This is a genomic window from Streptomyces sp., assembly GCF_036566765.1.
GTDB lineage: Bacteria > Actinomycetota > Actinomycetes > Streptomycetales > Streptomycetaceae > Streptomyces.
In genome coordinates this window covers 1-20,895 of record NZ_DATCVQ010000192.1, presented here as the reverse complement: position 1 = coordinate 20,895, position 20,895 = coordinate 1, and the positions used below count along the sequence as shown (strand labels likewise).

Annotated in this window: 23 protein-coding genes; 13 read left to right on the top strand and 10 right to left on the bottom strand. The window is 71.5% G+C overall.

What is annotated here, in order from left to right:
• Positions 1-146: 146 nt before the first annotated feature.
• The gene (locus VIU94_RS10705) at positions 147-1,649 is read left to right on the top strand and encodes a class I adenylate-forming enzyme family protein (RefSeq protein WP_331910053.1); all 1,503 of its coding nucleotides are present in this window, start codon (positions 147-149) and stop codon (positions 1,647-1,649) included.
• An 18-nt stretch (positions 1,650-1,667) separates the two neighbouring features.
• On the opposite strand, the gene VIU94_RS10700 is transcribed toward VIU94_RS10705, so the two are convergent.
• On the bottom strand, positions 1,668-2,189 hold the full coding sequence (locus tag VIU94_RS10700; RefSeq protein WP_331910051.1) for an EF-hand domain-containing protein: 522 nt from the start codon (positions 2,187-2,189) through the stop codon (positions 1,668-1,670).
• Positions 2,190-2,248: 59 nt separating this feature from the next.
• A complete protein-coding gene (locus VIU94_RS10695) occupies positions 2,249-2,623 on the bottom strand; it encodes an STAS domain-containing protein (protein WP_331910049.1) in 375 nt (124 codons plus the stop codon).
• Between the two features lie 223 nt (positions 2,624-2,846).
• On the opposite strand from VIU94_RS10695, the gene VIU94_RS10690 reads away from it, so the two are divergent.
• Both VIU94_RS10690 and VIU94_RS10685 read left to right on the top strand, forming a co-directional pair.
• Positions 2,847-3,428, top strand: a complete 582-nt coding sequence (locus tag VIU94_RS10690; RefSeq protein ID WP_331910047.1) for a sigma-70 family RNA polymerase sigma factor — start codon at positions 2,847-2,849, stop codon at positions 3,426-3,428.
• Positions 3,425-4,672: a zf-HC2 domain-containing protein gene (locus tag VIU94_RS10685; RefSeq protein WP_331910045.1), complete on the top strand. Its 1,248-nt coding sequence runs from the start codon at positions 3,425-3,427 to the stop codon at positions 4,670-4,672. The genes VIU94_RS10690 and VIU94_RS10685 overlap by 4 nt, the downstream gene beginning before the upstream one ends.
• A gap of 6 nt (positions 4,673-4,678) precedes the next feature.
• Here the strand turns inward: VIU94_RS10685 and purU are convergent, their stop codons facing one another.
• Complete coding sequence (gene purU / locus VIU94_RS10680) at positions 4,679-5,530, bottom strand: formyltetrahydrofolate deformylase (RefSeq protein WP_331910043.1); 852 nt, start codon at positions 5,528-5,530, stop codon at positions 4,679-4,681.
• Between the two features lie 45 nt (positions 5,531-5,575).
• Positions 5,576-6,022 carry an SCO4402 family protein gene (locus VIU94_RS10675; protein ID WP_331910089.1) on the bottom strand — a complete coding sequence of 149 codons (447 nt, stop codon included), beginning with the start codon at positions 6,020-6,022 and terminating at the stop codon, positions 5,576-5,578.
• Between the two features lie 204 nt (positions 6,023-6,226).
• Here VIU94_RS10675 and VIU94_RS10670 point away from each other — a divergent pair, with 204 nt between their 5' ends.
• A complete protein-coding gene (locus tag VIU94_RS10670) occupies positions 6,227-7,477 on the top strand; it encodes an ABC transporter substrate-binding protein (protein WP_331910041.1) in 1,251 nt (416 codons plus the stop codon).
• A gap of 27 nt (positions 7,478-7,504) precedes the next feature.
• Here VIU94_RS10670 and VIU94_RS10665 read toward each other — a convergent pair whose 3' ends face one another.
• The gene (locus tag VIU94_RS10665) at positions 7,505-8,935 is read right to left on the bottom strand and encodes a hypothetical protein (RefSeq protein ID WP_331910039.1); all 1,431 of its coding nucleotides are present in this window, start codon (positions 8,933-8,935) and stop codon (positions 7,505-7,507) included.
• A 101-nt stretch (positions 8,936-9,036) separates the two neighbouring features.
• Entirely contained in the window at positions 9,037-10,419 is a 1,383-nt protein-coding gene (locus tag VIU94_RS10660) for an NsdA family TPR-like regulatory protein (RefSeq protein WP_331910037.1), read from the bottom strand.
• Positions 10,420-10,685: 266 nt separating this feature from the next.
• Between VIU94_RS10660 and VIU94_RS10655 the strand changes: the two genes are divergently transcribed.
• The 4 genes from VIU94_RS10655 to VIU94_RS10640 all read left to right on the top strand — a co-directional run bounded on the left by VIU94_RS10655 (position 10,686) and on the right by VIU94_RS10640 (position 14,780).
• Positions 10,686-11,363, top strand: a complete 678-nt coding sequence (locus VIU94_RS10655; protein WP_331910035.1) for a bifunctional DNA primase/polymerase — start codon at positions 10,686-10,688, stop codon at positions 11,361-11,363.
• Positions 11,364-11,420: 57 nt separating this feature from the next.
• Entirely contained in the window at positions 11,421-12,335 is a 915-nt protein-coding gene (locus tag VIU94_RS10650) for an ABC transporter ATP-binding protein (RefSeq protein WP_331910033.1), read from the top strand.
• Entirely contained in the window at positions 12,332-13,930 is a 1,599-nt protein-coding gene (locus VIU94_RS10645; RefSeq protein WP_331910031.1) for a transporter, read from the top strand. Before VIU94_RS10650 ends, VIU94_RS10645 begins: the two co-directional genes overlap by 4 nt.
• A 403-nt stretch (positions 13,931-14,333) precedes the next feature.
• Positions 14,334-14,780: a subtilase-type protease inhibitor gene (locus VIU94_RS10640; protein ID WP_331910029.1), complete on the top strand. Its 447-nt coding sequence runs from the start codon at positions 14,334-14,336 to the stop codon at positions 14,778-14,780.
• 22 nt (positions 14,781-14,802) lie between these two features.
• Here the strand turns inward: VIU94_RS10640 and VIU94_RS10635 are convergent, their stop codons facing one another.
• Positions 14,803-15,714 (bottom strand): NAD(P)-dependent oxidoreductase, encoded by a 912-nt coding sequence (locus tag VIU94_RS10635; protein ID WP_524540627.1) that lies wholly within the window; start codon positions 15,712-15,714, stop codon positions 14,803-14,805.
• A gap of 137 nt (positions 15,715-15,851) precedes the next feature.
• Here VIU94_RS10635 and VIU94_RS10630 point away from each other — a divergent pair, with 137 nt between their 5' ends.
• Complete coding sequence (locus tag VIU94_RS10630) at positions 15,852-16,292, top strand: winged helix-turn-helix transcriptional regulator (protein ID WP_331910026.1); 441 nt, start codon at positions 15,852-15,854, stop codon at positions 16,290-16,292.
• 5 nt (positions 16,293-16,297) lie between these two features.
• On the opposite strand, the gene VIU94_RS10625 is transcribed toward VIU94_RS10630, so the two are convergent.
• Positions 16,298-16,708, bottom strand: coding sequence for a hypothetical protein (locus VIU94_RS10625; RefSeq protein WP_331910024.1), 411 nt, complete (start codon positions 16,706-16,708; stop codon positions 16,298-16,300).
• Positions 16,709-16,790: 82 nt separating this feature from the next.
• Here VIU94_RS10625 and VIU94_RS10620 point away from each other — a divergent pair, with 82 nt between their 5' ends.
• A complete protein-coding gene (locus tag VIU94_RS10620; RefSeq protein WP_331910022.1) occupies positions 16,791-17,609 on the top strand; it encodes a helix-turn-helix domain-containing protein in 819 nt (272 codons plus the stop codon).
• Complete coding sequence (locus tag VIU94_RS10615) at positions 17,606-17,848, top strand: DUF397 domain-containing protein (protein WP_331910020.1); 243 nt, start codon at positions 17,606-17,608, stop codon at positions 17,846-17,848. The genes VIU94_RS10620 and VIU94_RS10615 overlap by 4 nt, the downstream gene beginning before the upstream one ends.
• 461 nt (positions 17,849-18,309) lie before the next feature.
• Here VIU94_RS10615 and VIU94_RS10610 read toward each other — a convergent pair whose 3' ends face one another.
• A complete protein-coding gene (locus VIU94_RS10610) occupies positions 18,310-18,948 on the bottom strand; it encodes a TetR/AcrR family transcriptional regulator (RefSeq protein ID WP_331910018.1) in 639 nt (212 codons plus the stop codon).
• Positions 18,949-19,066: 118 nt separating this feature from the next.
• Here VIU94_RS10610 and VIU94_RS10605 point away from each other — a divergent pair, with 118 nt between their 5' ends.
• Together VIU94_RS10605 and VIU94_RS10600 are read left to right on the top strand one after the other, a co-directional pair.
• Positions 19,067-19,855 (top strand): alpha/beta fold hydrolase, encoded by a 789-nt coding sequence (locus tag VIU94_RS10605; RefSeq protein WP_331910016.1) that lies wholly within the window; start codon positions 19,067-19,069, stop codon positions 19,853-19,855.
• Positions 19,852-20,469: a dihydrofolate reductase family protein gene (locus VIU94_RS10600; RefSeq protein WP_331910014.1), complete on the top strand. Its 618-nt coding sequence runs from the start codon at positions 19,852-19,854 to the stop codon at positions 20,467-20,469. The genes VIU94_RS10605 and VIU94_RS10600 overlap by 4 nt, the downstream gene beginning before the upstream one ends.
• Here VIU94_RS10600 and VIU94_RS10595 read toward each other — a convergent pair.
• On the bottom strand, positions 20,435-20,895 hold a 461-nt coding region (locus tag VIU94_RS10595; protein WP_331910012.1), incomplete at its 5' end, for an IS5 family transposase. The genes VIU94_RS10600 and VIU94_RS10595 overlap by 35 nt on opposite strands.

Genomic DNA, 20,895 nt, shown 5'->3' with positions numbered 1-20,895 from the left:
CTCCGGAGCACGTAGTCCACCCTTATCTGATGACCCGTCAGAACGCAGGCTAGCCCCGCACCCCTGGACCGACAAGGAGCAGAGCCCTACGCTCTCCGCGTGATCTGACGCAACGTCAGGTCAACCCGGCAACCCGAGGGAGCGCCGTGACCGACACCGCCCACGCCCTCGGCGAGTCCCGCACGCTCTGGGAGCTCGTCGAGCGCCGCGCCGCACTCACCCCCGACCGCCCCGTCCTGCTCCAGGGCGACCGCACCCTCACCTTCGGCGAACTGCGCGACCGCGCGGAGCGGGTGGCCGCCGGACTGCACGACCGGGGGGTGCGCCCCGGCACGGTCGTCGCCTGGCAGCTGCCCACCCGGATCGAGACCGCGCTGCTCTCGTTCGCGCTGGCCCGGCTGGGGGCCGTGCAGTCCCCGGTGATCCCCTTCTACCGGGATCGCGAGGTCGGCTTCGCGCTGCGCGAGTCTCGCGCCGAGCACTTCGCCGTGCCCGGCGTGTGGCGGGGCTACGACCACACCGCGCTGGCCGAGCGGCTCGGCGCGCGCGGGGTCTTCGAGGCGTACGACGCCCTGCCCGAGGGCGACCCGGCGGTGCTGCCGCCGCCGCCCGGCTCCGGCGAGGAGGTCCGCTGGATCTACTGGACCTCGGGCACCACCTCCGACCCCAAGGGCGTGCTGCACACCGACCGCTCCCTCATCGCCGGCGGCTCCTGCCTCGCCCACGCGCTGCGGCTGACCCCGGACGACGTCGGCTCGATGGCCTTCCCGTACGCGCACATCGCCGGGCCCGACTACACCGTGATGCTGCTGCTGTACGGATTCCCGGCCGTGATGTTCGAACAATTCGCGCTGCCCGACGCCCTGGAGGAATACCGCAAACACGGCGTCACCGTGGCCGGCGGCTCCACGGCCTTCTACTCGATGTTCCTCGCCGAGCAGCGCAAGCAGCCCGGCGAACCGGTCATCCCGACGCTGCGGCTGCTCGCCGGCGGCGGCGCGCCGAAGCCGCCGGAGGTCTACCACGCCGTGGTCCGCGAGATGGGCTGCCAACTGACCCACGGCTACGGCATGACCGAGGTCCCGATGATCACCATGGGCGACCCGGAGGACACGGCGGAGAACCTGGCGACGACCGAGGGCCGGCCGCCCGCCGGCATGGAGATACGCATCGCGCAGGACGGAGAGGTACGGCTGCGCGGCGAGGCCGTCTGCAGGGGCTACCTCGACCCGGAGCAGACCGCCGCCGCGTTCGACGAGGACGGCTTCCTGATCACCGGGGACGTCGGGCATCTCACGGAGAGCGGGCATCTCGTCCTGACCGGCCGGATCAAGGACGTCATCATCCGGAAGGGCGAGAACATCTCGGCCAAGGAGATCGAGGACCTGCTGCACACCCACCCGGCGGTGGGCGACGCGGCCGTGATCGGGCTGCCGGACGCCGAGCGCGGCGAGCGGGTGTGCGCGGTCGTGGAACAGCCCGAGGGCGCGCCGGAGCTGACGCTCGCCGAACTGGGCGCGTACCTGCGAGGCAAGGGCCTCGCCGTCCACAAGCTGCCGGAGCAGCTGGAGGTCGTCGACGCCCTGCCGCGCAACGAGACGCTGCGCAAGGTCCTGAAGTACAAGCTCAGGGAGCGCTACGGCGCATGACGCCGGAACGGCGCCGGCTCAGTTCGTCATGAAGTACCGGGCGAAGGCGGTGATCGCCTCTTCCTCCTCCACCGTGCCGGAGCGGTCGGTGTCGAGGGACTCGGCGCTCAGCGCGGCCGTGTGCGGGTCGATGCCGAGGAGCACCAGGACCCGCTCGACGTCCGCGGTCGTCGCCCGGCCGTCGCCGTCGGTGTCGGCGACCGCGAGCAGCGCGTGCAGGAACGGGCGGGCGATCTCGGCGAACCGCTCCGGGTGGTCGTGCAGCCGCTTCGCCGCGCCGCCGACGAACTCCTCGTGGCTGACCCGCTGGTCACCGTCGACGTCGGCGATCCCGGCCATGCCCTGCCAGAACGCCTCCGCGCCGCTCCACAGCGCCTGGCCCTTGTCGGAGCGGAAGGGGACGTCGAAGGCGGCGAGCACGCGTTTCGCGGCGGTGGTGAAGTCCTCGCGGGAGATGGTGCCGTCGCCGTCCTGGTCGAAGGCGGCGAACCGGTTGGCGATCCGGCGTTGGTAGAGCGCGTCGGCATCCTTGGAGTCCATGCAGCGGAGCGTACGACGCGGAGGGCCGCCCTGCCGAGAGGTACGGCTGCGCGCTCCCACTATGCGGACAGCGGCTGGGCCCGCTCGCAGGTCGCGGCGGCCACGTCCTCGTACACGTCGAACAGCCGGCGCACGCCGAGCGCGGCCAGCACCTTGTTCACGTGCGAGCCCGTGGGCGCGCCCTGCGCGGGCAGGATCAGCCGCAGCCGGCCGCGGCAGGAGTGCATGAGGCGGCGCGAGGCGATGAGCACGCCGACCCCGCTGGAATCGCAGAACCGCACGGCGGACAGGTTCAGGACCACGTCGTGCCGGCCGACGGCCACGGCGTCGTGGACCCGCCTGCGGATCACCGGCGAGGTCGCCAGGTCCAGTTCGCCGCTGATGTGCAGCACGGTCCAGGTGCTCTGCTCGTCCACGTCGACTCTGAGCGTCACGGTACGGGCCTTTCCAGAGGTGAAGGCAAGCGGAGGATGCCCTTCCTGTGCCCTCCCGCTGCCCCGTCCTCCGGCGGCGAAACCCCTTCGGCGCAGTATGACGCTTTCCTTACCATCCCCTCACCGGGCCGGGTTGCTCTTGGTGCAAAGGTGGGTGCAGGTCGGCGCGGCGCATTACTGTCGAGGGACAGTCGGGTCGGGAGGGCTGCCGGGAGGGCCTCGTATGGCGAAGGACACACCACCGCGCTGGGACCGTCGGATGCAGCAGCGGCTGGCCCGCGGCGAGGCGGCGGCGCTCGGCGAGCTGTACGACCGCTACGCCTCCCTGGTCCACAACCTCGCCCACCGGGTGCTCCACGACGACGCGGCCGCCGACCAGATCACCCGCGAAGTCTTCGGTTATGTCTGGGAGAATCCCGACGATTACGACCCGAAACAGGGCAATCTGCGCGCCTGGGTCGCGTACCTGACCCGCCGGCAGGCCGTGCACCGGCTGCGCCAGGTCGAGGCGGCCGCGTTCGCGGAGACCGGCGAGGGCTCCGCGGAGGAGCTGGAGCAGAAGGTGCGCCGCGCGTCGGTGGCCGCCCGGGCCGACTACATCGTGACCTCGATGCCCGCCCCGCTGCGGGCGGCCCTCGACCTCGCGTACCGGCAGCGCCGCGACTACCGGCAGACGGCGGCGGACCTCGGGGTGACCGAGGAGGAAGCACGCCGCCGGCTGCGGCTCGGCCTGCAGCTCCTGTCCACGGCGAACACACGCGGCTTGGAAGGCTCCTCGCCGCCGGGTTACGGACGTGCCCTGTGACCCGCCCCGAGGACGACCCGAACGGGGTGGGCCGCGCCCCGCGCATACCGGGCCCGAGGCAGGCGGCCGACGACCACGCGGACCTGTCGGGCGCCGTGGGCCGGGCGGAGCCGGGGGCCGTCGAGGCCCCGCCCCTTGCACTGCCCCACCTCGTGCTGAAGTCCCTTCTCGGCGCGTGGGCGCTGTCGGCCTGCTCGCCGGAGGAGACGCAGGCCGTCGAGGACCACCTCACCGAGTGCGCGCCCTGCGCGGACGAGGCGCTGCGGCTGCGGGACGCGGTGGCGCTGCTGCACGAGGACCGCGACCTCGATCTGGACCCGATGCTGCGGTCCCGGGTCCTGGAGAACTGCCTGGGCCGCCGCCCGGCCCGGATCCCGGTGCCCGACTGGGCCGTCTCGTACGACGCGGAGACCGCGCGGCTCGACGCGCTGCTCCGGGACATCGGCGACTCGGAATGGCACGCCCCGGTCCGGCTGAAGTGGTTCGAGGGCGAGCAGCAGGTGACCCGGCGGACGACGGTCGCCGGGGTGATCGGGCATCTGCTCACCGTGGACGGCCTGGTCGCCCGCGCCCTCGGCCTCGACGACCCGCTCGGGGCCCTGGCCCGGACGGCCGGTGCCGCGCCGGCGGAGCGCACGGAGGCGTTCTGGAAGGACGGGCACTACCCGCAGACCCGCAAGATCCGGGTCCCGTGGCGGGAGCAGAGCCACACCCTGGTGCGCACGGTGTCGTTCGCCGGCCGGGGCGTGGCGGACCTCACGGTGCCGTACGGGGACTTCGCGCTGCCGCTGCAGGACGCGCTGCTCGACCGCGCCTTCGAGTGCTGGCTGCACGCCGACGACATCGCGACGGCGGTGGACTACCCGTACGCGCCGCCGAGCGGAGCGCACCTGCACGGCATGATCGACCTGGCGGCCCGCCTGCTGCCCGCCGCCCTGGCGGACCGCCGCCGCGCGGGCCTGGCCTCCCCGCCCCGCCACCTGGTCGCCGCGGGCTCCCCGGGCCGCTCCCTCCACCTGGAGATCGAGGGCTCGGGCGGCGGCCACTGGTACATCGCCCTCGACTCCCCCGCAGCCCTGGGCACGGCAGAGCGTTCAGTGGCCCAGGTAGCCATGGACGGCGTCGAGTTCTGCCAGCTGGTAGCCGGCCACATCTCCCCACAAGAGGCAGCAGCAGGCCAGGACGGCGACCGAGAGGCAGTCCGAGACGTCCTCTACGCCGCAGCGAGCCTGAGCAGGCTGTAGGGGCGGCTACGCGAACACGACCGTCCGCCGCCCGTTCAGCAGAATCCGCCGCTCCGCATGCCACTTCACCGCACGCGCCAGCGCCTGGCACTCCACGTCACGCCCGATGGCCACCAGCTGGTCCGGGGTGACCTCGTGCCCCACCCGCTCGACCTCCTGCTCGATGATCGGCCCCTCGTCGAGGTCGGCCGTCACATAGTGCGCCGTCGCGCCGATCAGCTTCACACCGCGCGTGTGCGCCTGGTGGTACGGCTTCGCGCCCTTGAAGCTCGGCAGGAACGAGTGGTGGATGTTGATGATCCGGCCCGACAGCTGCTTGCACAGGTCGTCCGACAGCACCTGCATGTACCGCGCGAGCACCACCAGCTCGACGTTCTCCTCGCGCACCAGCGCGAGCAGCTCCGCCTCCGCCTCGGGCTTGTTCTCCTTCGTCACCGGGATGTGCCGGAACGGGATGCCGTACGACCCCACCAGCTCGGCGAAGTCCGTGTGGTTCGACACCACCGCCGCGATGTCCACCGGCAGCGCGCCGATCTTCCAGCGGAACAGCAGGTCGTTCAGGCAGTGCCCGAACTTCGACACCATCAGCACGACCCGCATGCGCTCGTCGGCCCGGTTGAGCTGCCAGTCCATGGCGTACGAGTCGCCCACCGCCGCGAAGCTGGCGCGCAGCTTGTCCACCGTGACCGGGACCTCGGCGGAGAAGTGGACCCGCATGAAGAAGAGACCCGTGTCCCGGTCCTTGAACTGCTGACTGTCCTCGATGTTGCATCCCGTGATGAACAGGTAGCTCGACACGGCGTGCACGATGCCCTTTTTGTCCGGGCAGGAGAGCGTGAGGACGTACTCGTCAGTCATCCCCATAGGCTGCCACACCCCGGGGACCCCAACGTCCGCCGTCCGTCAGGCGGACCGCGTCATGATCCGCAGCACGTCCAGCGAGCGCGGCGGCGCGTCCGGGTCGTCCCCGTCCGCCGTCGCCATCCGTACGTGCGCCTCGCGGCACGCCCGGACCGCCTCCGGCCAGGCGTGGTGCTCCAGGTACGCGGAGACCGGAGCGTCGGCCCCGACCTGGTGCATAATCCGCAGCACCCGCAGCACGGCGACGTCCACCAGCGCGGCCTCGCCGGAGTCGCGGAAGATCGTCCCGACGTACTTCTCGGCGGACCAGTTGTCCAGCCAGGTGTCCTCGACCAGCCGGTAGACGGCGTCGGTGACGTCGCCGAACCCGTCGTGACCGGCCAGCCAGGTCTCCTGGTGGAAGACGGGGTCGGAGAGCATGTGCAGCGCCGAACGCACGTTGCTGCGCCAGCGCCACCACGGCATGTCATTGAGCGGCATGTCGCCCATGGTGGAGGAGCGACGGCCGCGACGGGAAGAGTTCACCGAAGGAGAGACAGGACTGGACACCGTTCGATCGTACGTTCCCCTGTGGATCAAGCGAAGGAGCCCCCGGCTCCACCACGCTCCGACCCCCGCAATTCACCTGGGCGTCACCGAGCGTTGAACTATGCACACTCCCGCGTTACCCAAAGGGCGGAATTGTGCATGGTCATGACCGGTAGGCGACTTTCCTCACTCCTCGCGTACATGACCACCGCGGCGGCGGGAGCGTCCCTGCTCACCGGCTGCGGCGTCCTCCCTGGGGTCACGGGGGGCTCCAGGGAGCCCGTCACCGTGATGACCTGGGCCCCCGACGGGACCCGTGCCACCAACATGCCCGGCATGCCGGCCATGGCCCAGGCGTACGCGCGCTCGGTGAACGCCGAGGGCGGCCTCAACGGCCACGAGCTGCGCGTGCTGACCTGCAACGAGGAGAACTCCCCGGCCGGGGCCTCGGCCTGCGCCCGCCGCGCCGTCCGCGAGAACGTCATCGCCGTCGTCGGCTCGTACAGCCAGCACGGCCGCGCCTTCATGGCCCCCCTTGAAGCCGCCGGCATCCCGTACATCGGCGGCTACGGCATCGCCGACGACGAGTTCTCCAGCCATCTGTCCTACCCGGTCAACGGCGGCCTGGCCTCGCTCGTCGCCGGGCACGGCATCCAGCTCGGCGCGACCTGCCGCAAGGTCTCCCTCGTCCGGCCCGACACCGTCGCCGGCGACAAGCTGCCGAACCTGCTCAACTCCGGCCTGCAGAAGGCCAGTCACCGCACCGCCACCGACATCCCGGCCGTCGAGGACGCCGGCGAGTACACCATGCAGGCCGGCCGGGCGCGGGAGCGGGCCGGCCGCGAGAAGGGCTGCGTCACCGCGGTGCTCGGCGAGCGCACCCAGACGTTCTTCGACTCCTTCCGCCGGCTGCCCGAGACCGACGGCGAGGTGCGGATCTCCTCCGTGCTCGGCAGCGTCGGCCAGCCGCTGGTCGACCGCACCGGCGGCTCGCGCAGCCCCTTCGAGGGCGCGTACGTCACCGGCTGGTACCCGGACGCCGCGGACAAGGCCTGGGACCCGATGCTCAAGGTCATCCAGGAGCACGCCTTCGAGGACAACCGCATCGACCCCGCCGACGCCGGCGTCCAGACGACCTGGATCGCGTACTCGGTCCTGAAGAAGGTCGTCGAGACGCTGGGCTCCGACGAGATCACCCCCCTGCGGGTCTCCCAGGCCCTCGACCGGGGTGTCGAGATCGACACCGGCGGGCTCACCCCGCCGCTGCGCTGGCGGTACGAGGACATGCTGGGCGCGCCCGGCTTCCCGCGGATCGTCAACTCCGACGTGACGTTCCAAGTCGTCCGCCAGGGACGGCTGGTGGCCCAGAAGCCCGGGTTCGTCGACGTCGGCGAGACGGTGCGCAGCAACCGGTAGGGCGCCGCGCACTGTCGGACGCCGCCGCTACAGCTGGGTCGGCTGGCGCTTGGACAGTCCGTACTTCTCGGCGGTCGGGTTCCACAGCCCGGCCGCCTCGCGCTTGGCGATGGTGGCCTCGCCGCTCTTCGCGTTGGCCTGGGAGTACTGGGGGGTCGAGCGCGCGTTGCCGCCCTTGCAGGCCTTCTTGCCCTTCATCTGGTCGCCCCAGGCCGCGTAGTGATCGTCGGCCGAGGCGGACGCCTGCCACGCCTTGGTGAGCGCGGCGGTCAGCTCCGCGTGCTTCGGCAGCTGGTCGACGGAGAGCGCCTGCAGCCGGGTCACCAGACCGCGGCGCTGCTCGGCCGCGCCGCGCAGGTCGCTCGCGGCCTGGTCGAGGTTCTTGCACTGCCGGATGCTCGCGACCGAGCGGATCACCGCGTCGCGGCTGTTGTTGCTGTCCGCGAGAAGCTTGTCCAGCTCCTTGGCCTGCGGCTCCGCCGCGTCGGCGGCCGCGGCGGAGGGCTGCGAGGACGGGGCGGCGGAGCTGTTCGCCACGTTCTTGCCAGTGCCCTTGTCGTCCTTGTCGCCGCCGCTGAGCACCGCGCCCGCGCCGAGACCGAGGACCGCGCAGCCGATGACGACGGCGGCGATCGCCCCGACGGGGGCCTTGCGGCGCGGCTCGGGGTCGTAGCCGTAGTCCTGGTCGTCCTGCTGGTACCCGTACTGGCCCTGCTGCTGGTGCTGCTGCTGGCGCTGGTACGGCGGCGGCTGCTGGTTGAACTGCGGCTGCTGGTACTGCGGCTGACGCGGCGTCTGCGGCGCGCTGTCGCTGCGGAAGAGGTTGTCGAACTCGGCGGGCGGCTGGGTGCGCTCCTCGCCCAGCGGCTGCGCCGGTACGGGCGGCATGTACTGCGTCGCCTCGGAGTCGCCGCCGCCGCGCGGGAGCGGCCCGGTGCCGAGGAACTGCGTGTCGCCCCCGCCCTGCGCCTGCACCGGCGGAATGTGCTGCGTGGCCTGCATGTCCCCCGCCGCACCCGCGCCACCGGGCCCGGGGTACCCGTACCCGCCCTGCGGTATGTGCTGCGTGGCCTGCATGTCCGCGTCCGCGCCGGGGCCGGGGTAGCCGTACCCGCCCTGCGGCGGCATCGGGCCGGGGCCCTGGCCGCCCGGGATCGGGGCGATGTACTGCGTGGCCTGCATGTCCGCCGCGCCTCCGGGGACCGTCTCCGGCGGCAGCGGCTGGGCGACCGGCGGCATCGCAGGAGGCATGGCAGGAGGCATCGCGGGCGCGGCGGGCGGCATCGCGGGCTGCTGGCCCGCGCCCGGGCCCCAGGCGCCGCCCCACGGCTGCCCTCCGGCCGGGCCGCCGCCGGGTGCGCCCTGCACGCCGCCCTCTGCGGGCAGCACGACACCCTCGTGCGTGGGCCGCACCGCGGGAAGCTGCGGTTCCGGACCCTGTCCGCTCTGCTGCGTCACCGGGACTCCTACTGATCTACCTACGGAAGCGTCGGTTCACGCTACCGGGTGCGTCCCGCGCTCCGCACATGTGTGTGGCCCCGGTCACTTACGGGTGGTTGCTACGCCGCCTGGATCTCGAGCCGCGCGCCGAACTCCCGCACCGCCGGCTCCGCCGCGTACGGCTCCAGACGTACCTGGAGGTCCTCCAGGTACTCCGAACCGCGCGACGAGCGCAGCGTGCCCAGGAGTTCGAGCGCCCGGGTGCCGGTGTGGCACGCCTGCTCGACCTCGCGCCGCTGCACCTGCGCGGCCGCGAGCAGCACCAGACCGATCGCCCGCCGCCGCGCCCGCGACTCCGGCAGCACGCTCAGCGCCTCCTCCGCCGCCCGCGCCGCCTCCTCGGAGCGGCCCAGGTCCCGGTGGCCGTGGGCGAGTTCGTCCGCGAGGTACGCCTGGTCGAAGTGCGCGATCCACGCCGGGTCGTCGCCGGACTCCGGATCGGCCTGCTCAAGGGCGCTCACCGCCCGCCCCGCGACCGCGTCGAACGTCCGCGCGTCGCCGAGCAGCGCGTGCCCGCGCGCCTCCGCCGCCAGGAACATCGCCTCCGCCCGCGGCGTCACCCGACCCCGCGCGCCCTCCTGCGCGGCCCGCGCCAACTGCGCGATCTCCCGCGGGTTGCCGAGCTGCGCGGCCAGATGACTCATGGACGCGGCCAGCACATACCCGCCGTACCCGCGGTCCCCGGCCGCCTGCGCGAGCCGCAGCGCCTGGATGTAGTACCGCTGCGCGAGCCCCGGCTGCCCGGTGTCCACCGCCATGTACCCGGCCAGCTCGGTCAGTCGCGCCACGGCCGCGAACAACTCCCGCCCCACGGACTCCCGGTACGCCCCGGACAGCATCCCCGCGACCACACTGTTCAGGTAGTGCACCACCACCGGCCGCACATGGCCGCTGCCGAACCGGTGGTCCAGGTCGACCAGCGCGCCCGTCATGGCCCGCACCGCCGCCACGTCCGAGGCCCCGACCCGCGCCCCGGCCGACCGCGCCACCTGCGTGTCCGCGCCGGTGATCAGCCAGTCCCGGCTCGGCTCGACCAGCGCCGAGGCCGCCACCGCCGAGCCCGACAGGAAGTCCCGGCGGCCCACGTCGCTCCGCCACAGCTCGCAGACCTGCTCGATCGCCCCGACCACGGTCGGCGAGAACTGCAGGCCCACCCCCGACGCCAGGTTCTTGCCGTTCGCCATGCCGATCTCGTCGATCGTGACCGTGCGGCCCAGCTTGCGGCCCAGCGCCTCCGCGATGATCCCCGGCGCCCGGCCGCGCGGCTGCTGGCCGCGCAGCCAGCGGGCCACCGAGGTCTTGTCGTACCGCAGATCGAGGCCGCGCTCCGCGCCGACCATGTTGACCCGCCGGGCGAGCCCGGCGTTGGAGCACCCGGCTTCCTGGATGAGCGCCTGCAGCCGTTCGTTGGGCTGACGGGCGACGAGAGGCCTGGCTGCCATGATGAACCCCCTGAGGCCGTGCATGATCAGTGAACTGATCACTGCCCGGCGGATATCCGGTCAATGCCGATGTGAACACGCGAAACCGGACGCATCGACCATGGCGTGTGCGTCGACGCCCCCCGACTCTGGCTACCCTTCCGCCGCTCCCCTGCCGCATGCGCGCCCCCACCCGTGCACCCATGCGCCCCGCATGCAGGATCGATGCGCCACGCCGCTCTTTGTGACGCCCGTAACCCCAGGTGACGGCGGGAGTTGAGTGGGGCGTGGAAGAGACCATCGGAGTCACGGAAGCCGCACAGATCCCCAAGCAGCGCGGCGAACAGCTGCTGGACAGTGCCGTGCGGTACGCGGAAGAGCGGCACTGGGACGTGTTCGCCGGCACCTGGCTGGAGGCGGTGGAGGGCGCCGAGCGATGCTCCTGCGGCGCCGCCGACTGCGCCGCGCCCGGCGCGCACCCGGCCAGACCGGACTGGGCGACGCAGGCCACCGGCAGCGCCGTCGCGGCGCGCCGGATCTGGGGCAAGCAGCCCAAGGCCTCGATCCTGCTGCCGACCGGTCGTACCTTCGACGTCCTCGACGTGCCCGAGTCGGCGGGCTTCCTCGCGCTGGCCCGGATGGAGCGGATGGAGCTCACCCTCGGCCCGGTGACCTGCACCCCCGACCGCCGCATGATGTTCTTCGTGCTGCCCGGCGCGGCCGTCAAGGTGCCGGAGCTGGTCCGCAAGCTCGGCTGGATGCCCAGCTCCCTCGACCTGATCGCCCGCGGCGAGGGCCACTACGTGGCCGCCCCGCCCACCCGGGTCGGCGGGAGCGGCGCGGTCCAGTGGGCCCGCCGCCCCACCCCGGCCAACCGCTGGCTGCCGGACGCGGAGGAGCTCATCAGCCCGCTCGCGTACGCCTGCGGACGCGAGGCCGCCGCGGCGCGCGCCCGGCGGCCCTGAGGGCGCTCGTCCTAAGGTTGCTCCCGACCGACGGGGACGACCGAGAGGCTGGGCGCCATGTCCGAAGGGACATCCGGAACGACTTCCGGAGCGACAACTAGAGCGACTTCCGGAGCGACTGCCGGGGCCGCGTCCAGAGCGACTTCCGGGGCAGCGAACGAGACCGCGAACGAGACGGCGGGCGAGGCGTCGGTGACGCCGCCCGCCGTCCGCGTCGAGGGACTGTGGAAGCGGTTCGGGCAGCAGATCGCCGTGGCGGGCGTCGATCTCGAGCTCCCCGCAGGCCGGTTCATCGGCCTCGTCGGCCCCAACGGGGCCGGCAAGACCACCACCCTGTCGATGGTGACCGGCCTGCTGCGCCCGGACCACGGCCGGGTCGAGGTCGCCGGCCACGACGTGTGGCAGGACCCCGCCGCCGTGAAGGCCCGGATCGGCATCCTGCCGGAGGGCCTGCGGCTCTTCGAGCGGCTCTCGGGCCGCGAACTCCTCGCGTACACCGGGCGGCTGCGGGGGCTGCCCGGCGACGAGGTCGACCGGCGCGCCGCCCAACTCCTCGACGTACTCGACCTCGCGGGCGCGCAGCACAAGCTGGTCGTCGACTACTCGACCGGCATGCGCAAGAAGATCGGCCTCGCGGCGGCGCTGCTGCACAACCCGGACGTCCTCTTCCTGGACGAGCCGTTCGAGGGCGTCGACCCCGTCTCCGCGCAGACCATCCGCGGCGTCCTGGAGCGGTACACCGCATCGGGCGCGACGGTCGTCTTCTCCAGCCATGTGATGGAGCTCGTCGAGTCGCTGTGCGACTGGGTCGCCGTGATGGCCGGCGGCCAGATCCGCGCCCACGGCCCGCTGGAGGAAGTACGCGGCGACGCGCCGTCCCTGCAGGCCGCGTTCCTGGAGCTGGTGGGCGCGAACGGGCGGGACACCGCCGGGGAGACGCTGGACTGGCTGGGCGGCGGGGCGGGGCGATGAGCGCGGAGAGTACGGCGGGTGCGCCGGGGCTGACGTCCGTTTTCGTACGGCTCAAGGTGGCGTTGCTGCGCAACGGGCTGCGGCAGTCGACCGGGCGCGCGGCGGCGTTCGCGGCCTCGCTGGTCGGGGCGCTGCTCGCGGCGGCGGCGCTGCTGCTCTCGTTCGTCCTGATGCGGGGCAACGGGGACGTGGACACGGTCGCGGTGCTGCTGACCGGGGCGCTGGCGCTGGGCTGGGCGGTGATGCCGCTGTTCGTGCCGAGCGGCGACGAGACGCTGGACCCCTCGCGCTTGGTGATGCTGCCGCTGCGACCGCAGCCGCTGGTGCGGGCGCTGCTCGTGGCCTCGCTGGTCGGGATCGGGCCGCTGTTCACGTTCTGCCTCGTGCTCGGCGGCGCGCTGGCGCTCGCGCACGGCGCGGCCGGGGTGGCGACCGCGGTGCTCGCGGTGCCGCTGATGGTGCTGGGATGCGTGGCGCTGTCGCGGGCGGTCGCGGCGGCGAACATCCGGCTGCTGACCTCGCGCAAGGGTCGCGACCTGGCGGTGCTGAGCGGTCTGCTGATCGCGGTCGGCATCCAGGTGATCAACTTCGGCGCGCAGCGGCTCGGCCGCGCCGGCGGCCTCTCGGTGCTCGACCCGGCCGCGGAGGCGTTGAGCTGGCTGCCCCCGGTCTCGGCGATGGCGGCGATCGACGCGGCGAGCGAGGGCGCGTACGGGCGGGCGGCGGCGGGGCTGCTGCTGGCGGGGGCGGCGCTGTGGGCGCTGCTGCTCTGGTGGCGGCGGAGCCTGGTGCGGCTGATGACCGCGCCGGACGGCTCGACGATAGAGGCGACGGGGGTGCGGGGGACGCCGGGGAACTCCGGCGGCTGGGAGGGCCGTACGGGCGCGGTGATGCAGCGCAGCCTGCGGTACGTGTGGCGGGACCCGAAGACGAAGGCGGCGTGGGTGACGTCGCTGGCGATCGGCGCGATCGTGCCGCTGTTCAACGCCTTCCAGGGGACCGGCACGATCTACTTCGCATGCTTCGCGTCCGGGATGCTCGGCATCCAGATGTACAACCAGTTCGGCCAGGACACCTCGGCGTTCTGGATGGTCGCGCAGACGATCGCCTCGACCGAGGACGCGTACGCCGAGCTGCGGGCGCGGGCCCTGGCGCTGCTCGCGATCACGCTCCCGTACACGACCCTGGTCACCGTGGCCACGGCCGCGGCCCTCGGCGACTGGGCCGCGCTGCCGGACGCCCTGGGCGTGGCGTTCGCCCTGCTCGGCGCGATGCTGGCGACGGGCGCGGTGGCCTCGGCGAACTTCCCGTACTCGATCCCCCAGGACAGCGCGTACAAGAACGTCGCCCCGGGGCAGAGCGGCCTGGCGTGGATCTCCATCCTCGGCGGCATGATCGCTGCGGCTCTTCTGTCGGCCCCGGTGGTCGGCGCGACGCTCCTGCTCCACCTCACCGACCACCGCGACCTGCTGTGGCTGATCCTCCCCTTCGGCACGGCGTACGGGGCACTGATCGCCTGGGCCGGGCTGCGAGCGGCGGCCCCGCGGACGGCGAGCCGGCTGCCGGAGATCCTGACGGCGGTGAGCAAGGGGTAGTGAGGAGGGGGGTAGGAGGAGGGATGCAGGAGGAGGGACGAGGGGCTAGGCGCGGTTTCCGGTCGACCAGGGGCGGATGCGGGTGGTCCGCCCCTGAACCATTTTTGGATCCGCGCAGGTCAGGGGACCGTTCGGGGTTGAACCACTGACGGCCGCGAGGGCCCCGAGGGCCCAAACGACCAGTCGGTCGGGGGCTCGTGCGGGGTCGCGGCCGGAAAGCGGCGGGGGATGTGCGATCACGCAGCGCGTCGGCAAGACTCCCGTCCGCAGTCAACCTGCATCGCACTGACATCCGAAGTGCACCCGCAGCGGCCGTCCGGCAGCGAGATCAGCTGTGACGCCGCAGTGACACCCGCAGTGACTCCACTGCGGCACCCGCAGTGACATCCGAAGGGACACCCCCGTGCGTCACCTCAGCAACTCCTACCGCATCACCGCGCTCGCCGCCGTCACCGGCCTCGCGCTCCTCGGCACCGCCGCCTACCCCGGCATAGCCGGGGCCGCGACCTCCGGGCTCTACCCGCCGTCCGCCCTGGTGCTCACGATCGGCGCGGGCGAGACCGCCGACACCGCCACCGTCGTCCGCGCAGTGACCCTGACCTGCGCCCCCACCCCCAGCGGCAGCCACCCCGACCCGAAGGCGGCCTGCGCCCAACTGAGCGCCGTCAACGGTGACTTCACGGACCTGGCCGCAGAAGCGCCCACCCGCGCCTGTACGCGCCAGTGGCAGCCGGTCACGATCACCGGCGACGGTGTCTGGCAGGGCAAGCGCGTCAGCTGGTCGGCCATGTACGCCAACTCCTGCGAGATGCGCTCCGCGATGACGGAGGGGCCGGTCTTCGCGTTCTGACGCGTGAGCCCGCGGGTCCGGCTCAGGCCGGGTGCTTGATGCTCTCGATGATCCGGGCGAAGCCCTCCCCTCCGTGGCCCGCGTCGAGCTGACGCTGGATGAGCCGCTGGACCATGGCGATGGGCTCGGCGCCGACGCCCTGCTCGGCGCTCGCCTCGATGAACAGCCCGAGGTTGGAGAACTCCAGGCTCTGCTGTCCGGGGACGGTGTAGTCCCCGCCGTCGATGACCTCCCCGAAGCCGTCGAACCCGCCGGTCATGGCGGTCAGCCACGGTGCGGCCATGGATGCGAACTCGCGCGCGCTCACCCCGGCCGGCGCGACCATGGCCGCACCGTGCATGAATCCCGCGAACATCACGTACATCGCGGAGAGCAACGCGAAGTCGTACAGGGACGCCAGCCCGGCGTCCTCGCCGAAGTAGGTGCTGCTCGCCCAGAGGTCGAGCAGCGCGCGGTGTTCGCCGAAGACCTCGGCCGATCCGCTGTACAGGATCGAGGCCCCCGGCTGCCCGATCATGCCCGGCACAGCCATGATGCCGCCGTCCAGGTACGCGACCCCCGCCTCGGCCGCCCAGACCGCCAGCTCCCGCGCCTGCTCGGGCTTGGTGGTGGTCAGGTTGAGCAGGGTGCGCCCGGCCAGGTCGGGGGCCAGGGGGTCGAGCACCTCGTGGACGGAGGCATGGTCGAAGAGGCAGACGATCACGAGCTCGCCGGCACGGATCGCATCGCCGGGCGTCGCGGCCACGGTCGCGCCCTGCGCGACGAGGGCGTCGGCCTTTCCGGGGGAGCGGTTCCAGACGGTGGTCGCGTGGCCGGCTTTGAGCAGGGCTTCGGCGAGGGCGGCGCCCATGGCTCCGAGTCCGAGGAGGGTCACGGGGGTCACGGGGGTCACGGGGGTCACGGAAGTCACCGGGAGGGTTGTGTGGCCTGTCATTTTTCGGGGGGTCCCTTCGATTTCGTCAACGAATCAATCGTCAGCGCCACCAGTAGGGTTGACCAGTACGGACTAATTAGTGGGGTACTCACCTGCGGGTAAGTGCTCGCCACGGCTCGGAGGGACGGACGGCGCGCATGGCGACCTCGGGACGACAGGGCCCCTACTTCTGCGGAATCGACGCGGCGATGGACGTCGTCTCGGGCAAGTGGAAGTCCCTGATCCTCTGGGAACTCCACCACCACGGAACCCGCCGCTTCGCGGAGCTCCGGCGCGGTCTGCCGGGCGTCAGCGAGAAGATGCTGGTCCAGCATCTGCGGGAGATGGAGGAGGACGGCCTGGTACACCGCGAGGTGTACGCGGTGGTCCCGCCGAAGGTCGAGTACTCCCTGACGGAACACGGCGTCTCCCTCAACACCGCCCTGTCCGCCCTGGGGACGTGGGGCAGTGAGCGGATGCGGCGGATCGGGGCGGAGAAGGTGGCGGTTGAGGTCGAGGTTGGGGCTGGGGCTGGGGGCGAGCCTGCGGCTGCGGCTGAGGCTGCGGTCGAGGCTGAGGCTGCGGTCGAGGTCGCCTGAGCCCGTCAGTTGAGCGCGCGGACGAGCGTCTCGTACAGCAGGTCCGGCTCCACGAAGGGGTTCTCCTCGGTGGGCAGGGAACGCCAGCCCAACGGCCACGTCAGACCGTTGACCGCGGGGATCCCCACGAACGCGGCACTCCGCCCGTCGCGCCCCAGAGCACGTGCGGGCGCGGGCCAGGCGTGCGCGCCGGCGGTACGGGGCGGCAGCAGGAAGTACAGGTTCCGCTCGCGGGTGGCCTCCCGCACGATGGGCCCGGCCAGGAAGTCCGTGAACTCCATGAGCCGGTACGCCACGTCCTCCCCGATGACCCCGGGGATCCGCACGGCGTCGAAGTGGACGCCTACGTGACGGAGGGCGTGCCCGGTGTCGGGGACCCAGGAGGGCACGCTGTCAAGCGAGTTGCGCAGATTCATGACGCCAGCTTGGAGAGCGCGATTGACTGTGACCAGCGCCACAAGCGCTTTGTGTGGGGCTGTGCACTCGGGGAGGCCGGTTGTGAAAGTCGGGAACAACAAGAGCCCGGGAGCTGCGAAGGCTTTCGGGAGGCTGCTGCGGTTCTATCGGGAGCGGGCGAAGGTCTCGCAGGAGGCGCTGGGCGACCAGACCGGATATTCCAAGTCACAGGTGGCGATGATCGAACGCGGGGAGCGTCGCCCCAGGGGGAATTTCGTCGCGGAGGCGGACGATTTCCTCGGTGCACAGGGTGCACTTCTGGAGGTCGCGGAGGAGGTGACGGCTAGCGGAATCGCGGCTTGGTTCGAGGACTATCTGGTGGAGGAGCAGAGGGCTGCGGGGATCCACTGGTACGAGAACCACCTCATCCCCGGTCTGCTCCAGACCGAGGACTACGCGCGGGCGGTCTTCAACTGCGCGGTACCGGCGCTGGAGGACGACGAGATAGAGGCTGGCGTGGCGGCCCGGCTCGCACGGCAGCAGGTCTTCTTCCGCAAGCCCACCCCGCTGGTCACCTTCGTCCTCGAGAAGGCTGCGCTCACCAAACCGCTCGGCGGCCCCGACGTTCTACGGAAGAACCTGCTGCACGTGTGCGAGTGCGCCGAACTCCGCAACGTCACGATCCAGGTGATGCCGGAAGACCGATGGACACACGCCGGACTCAGCGGGCCTTTCATCCTCTTGGAGACCGAGGAACGACGTAGTCAAATCGTCTATGTCGAAGGACAGGGCGGCAGGTACTTTCTCAGCGAACAGCCGGACGTGGGAGACGTCTCCGCCCGCTACAGCGCCCTGCGGGCGCAGGCCCTCACGCCGGAGGACTCCGTACGACTCATCGAACAGGTGGCACGAGAACTATGAGCACCGACCTCAACTGGTTCAAGAGCAGCTACAGCAGCGAGCAGGGCGGGGCTTGCGTCGAGGTCGCCATCGCCTGGACCAAGTCCTCCTACAGCGGTGACCAGGGCGGGGCCTGCGTCGAGGTCGCCGCCTGCCCCCACACCGTCCACGTCCGCGACTCCAAAGACACCAACGTCCCCGCCCTCACCGTCTCCCCCAGGGCCTGGTCCACGTTCGTGCAGGAGCTCCACGCGGGCTGACTTGGGGTTGGCCGGGTGCGTGGGACGCGGGTGGGACCGCCCTCTTTCCGAGTGTGGCCCCTGGAGGTGCCGCCTCAAGGGCGCTCCTTCGTCGCGTCGCTTCGCGATTCCGCTTCGCTCCACCCTTGACCCGACACCTCCAGGGGCCTTTTCACACTCGGAGGGCGGCCCGGGGGGACGGGTCCACGCGGGGAGGCCGGGTGTGTGCCGGTCGCCGTAGGCGGCCGGCGGGCCCGTGGGTGGGTTGCGCGGCAGTTGTATGGGTTGCCCATTGCCGTCTCGGCGGCCTTCGGCCGTCGCGGGGCCGGGCTTCATGCCCGGCTGGTCACTGCCCGGTGGTAACGACGCTAACGCGGCCGGGAAGGGTAAGAGGCGGGGCGGGAGTTGCCCCGTGTGACTCGGGGGACAACGGCGGGGCGTTAACTGACCGTTTCAGAATGTCGCTGTCGACGCGCCTTTCGTCAGGTGGAAGCCGGACGGTAGGCGGCGAGGAAGACCCGTACCGCTTCATCGGCGTAGTGGTCGAGTTCGGCTCGGGTGAACTGTTCGCCCGAGCCGCAGAACATGACCTTGTTGACCGGGATCGAGGTGATCAGCCACGTGAGGTGGTTGGCCGCGAGGACCGGGTCGTCCAGGGTCAGTAGCTTGCGCTCGGCAAGGCGTCCGAAGCTCTCGGCGAGGAGTGCGTGGACGCGTTCGGGGCCACGCTCGTAGTACGTACGGCCGAGTTCGGGGAAGCGGTCGGCCTCGGCGATGACCAGCCGGCGCAGTTGGAGCAGGCGAGGCTGGGTGAGGATGGTGACGAACTGCCGGGCGAGCACGGCGAGGTCCTTCTCCAAGTCCTCGGTCGCAGCCAGTGAGCCGGTGACGTCACTGAAAAGCTCGTCGATGCGGTCGAGGCCGCCGTGGATGATCTCGGTGAACAGCCGCTGCTTGTCGGCGAAGTTCTTGTAGACCGTCTGCTTGGACACCGAGGCCAGGGCGGCGACCTCGTCCATGCTCGTGCCCAGGTACCCCTTGTTCAGGAACACCGTCGTGGCCGCCTCCAGGATCGCCTGGCGCTTGCGGGCCGAGCGTCCTTCCGTCTGCGTCTTCTCCATGACCCTCCCTTTCTCCTCTCAACAGTACTAGACGGACCAGTACTCAAATGGGTACTGTACCGTCCAGTTCCCATCGGGGCGGGTGAACAACCCGTCGACATGAGCGGAGACAGATCCCATGGACAAGGTTTTCTCGCACGACGGCACGGCCATCGCCTATGAACGAACCGGCCGGGGACCCGCCCTGGTGCTTGTCGGCGGCGCCTTTCAGCGGCGCGGCGACTTCGGGGAGCTTCCCGCGCTGCTCGGTGAGCACTTCGATGTCATCACCTACGACCGCCGCGGCCGGGGCGACAGCGGTGACACCGCCCCGTACGACGTCCAGCGCGAGGTCGAGGACCTGGACGCCCTGATCGACCTCGCGGGCGGAACCGCGTTCGTCCACGGCATGTCGTCCGGTGCCGTCCTCGCCCTGCGGGCGGCGGTCCGGGGCAGCTCGATCTCCCGGCTCTCGGTGTACGAACCGCCGTTCGTGGTCGACGACAGCCGCCCGCCAATCCCCGACGACTACCTCGAACACCTCACCAGCCTCGTGGTGGACGGCGCTCGCGGCGAGGCGGTCGCCTACTTCCTGACCCAGGCCGTCGGTGTCCCGGCCGACGTCGTCGCCGGAATGCGCCACGCGCCGTTCTGGGCCGACATGGAAGCAGTCGCCCACACGCTGCCGTACGACTGCGCCGTCATGGGCGACACCATGTCCGGACGCCCGTTGCCGACCGAGGGATGGAACACCCTGGCCGACCGGCTGCTCGTGCTGGACGGGAGCGCGAGCGAGAGCTGGATCCGGGCCGGCGCCCACGCCCTGCCCGGCCAGCACCGCACGCTCGACGGCCAGGACCACGGCGTCGACCCGAACGTCCTCGCTCCCGCCGTGATCGAGTTCTTCACCACCGAGGAGACGGCATGAGCAAGGTCTTCGCCAGCCTGGGCATGTCCCTGGACGGCTTCATTGCCGGCCCCAACGCAGGCCCCGGCAACCCTCTCGGCGACGGCGGGCTCCGCATCCACGAATGGGTCGAGAACGTCGCGAGCTGGCGCGAACGCCAGAGCCTTGCCGACGGCGAGAGCAACGCGGACGACGAGATCGTGCGGGAGAACTTCGACCGCGCCGGGGCGTACATCATGGGCCGCCGCATGTTCGACGAAGGTGAACAGGGCTGGCCCGACCCGCCGCCGTTCCGCGCCCCCGTCTTCGTCCTGACCCACTCCGCCAGGGACCCGTGGGTCCGCCAGGGCGGCACCACCTTCACCTTCGTCACCGACGGCATCGACTCCGCCCTGGCCCAGGCCCGTGAAGCCGCAGCCGGCAAGGACGTCCAGATCTCAGGCGGCGCCCACACCGTGCGCCAGTTCCTCAACGCCGGTCTGATCGACGAACTCCAGATCCACCTGGCACCCATCGTGCTGGGCAAGGGAGTCCGCCTCTTCGAGGACGTCTCCTCCGCCCTCATCTTCGAAGCCGCACGCGTGAGCCACTCCCCGGCCGTCACCCACCTGACGTACCGGATCCTGCGCGGCTGATGGCGTAGAGGCGCCTCAAGCAGATGATGCTGCAGGCGAGTTCGAGAAGGCTCTGATGCAGGTCGGCTCGTATTTCGTAGCGGTTGCGCAGCCGCTTGAACTGGTGGAGCCAGGCGAAAGTGCGCTCTACCACCCACCGAGTCTTGCCCAGTCCGGAGCCGTGCGGGGCGCCACGCCGGGCGATCTTCGGGGCGATTTCTCGGCTGCGCAGGAGTCGGCGGTGCTTGTCGTAGTCGTAGCCACGGTCGGCGAAGAGCCGCCGGGGACGGTGGCGGGGACGACCGCGCAGACCGCGGATCCGGGGGATGGCATCGAGCAGCGGTATCAGTTGGGTGACGTCGTGTCGGTTACCTCCGGTCAGCGACACTGCAAGCGGAGTGCCGTGCCGGTCGACGATCAGATGGTGTTTGCTGCCCAAGCGGCCCC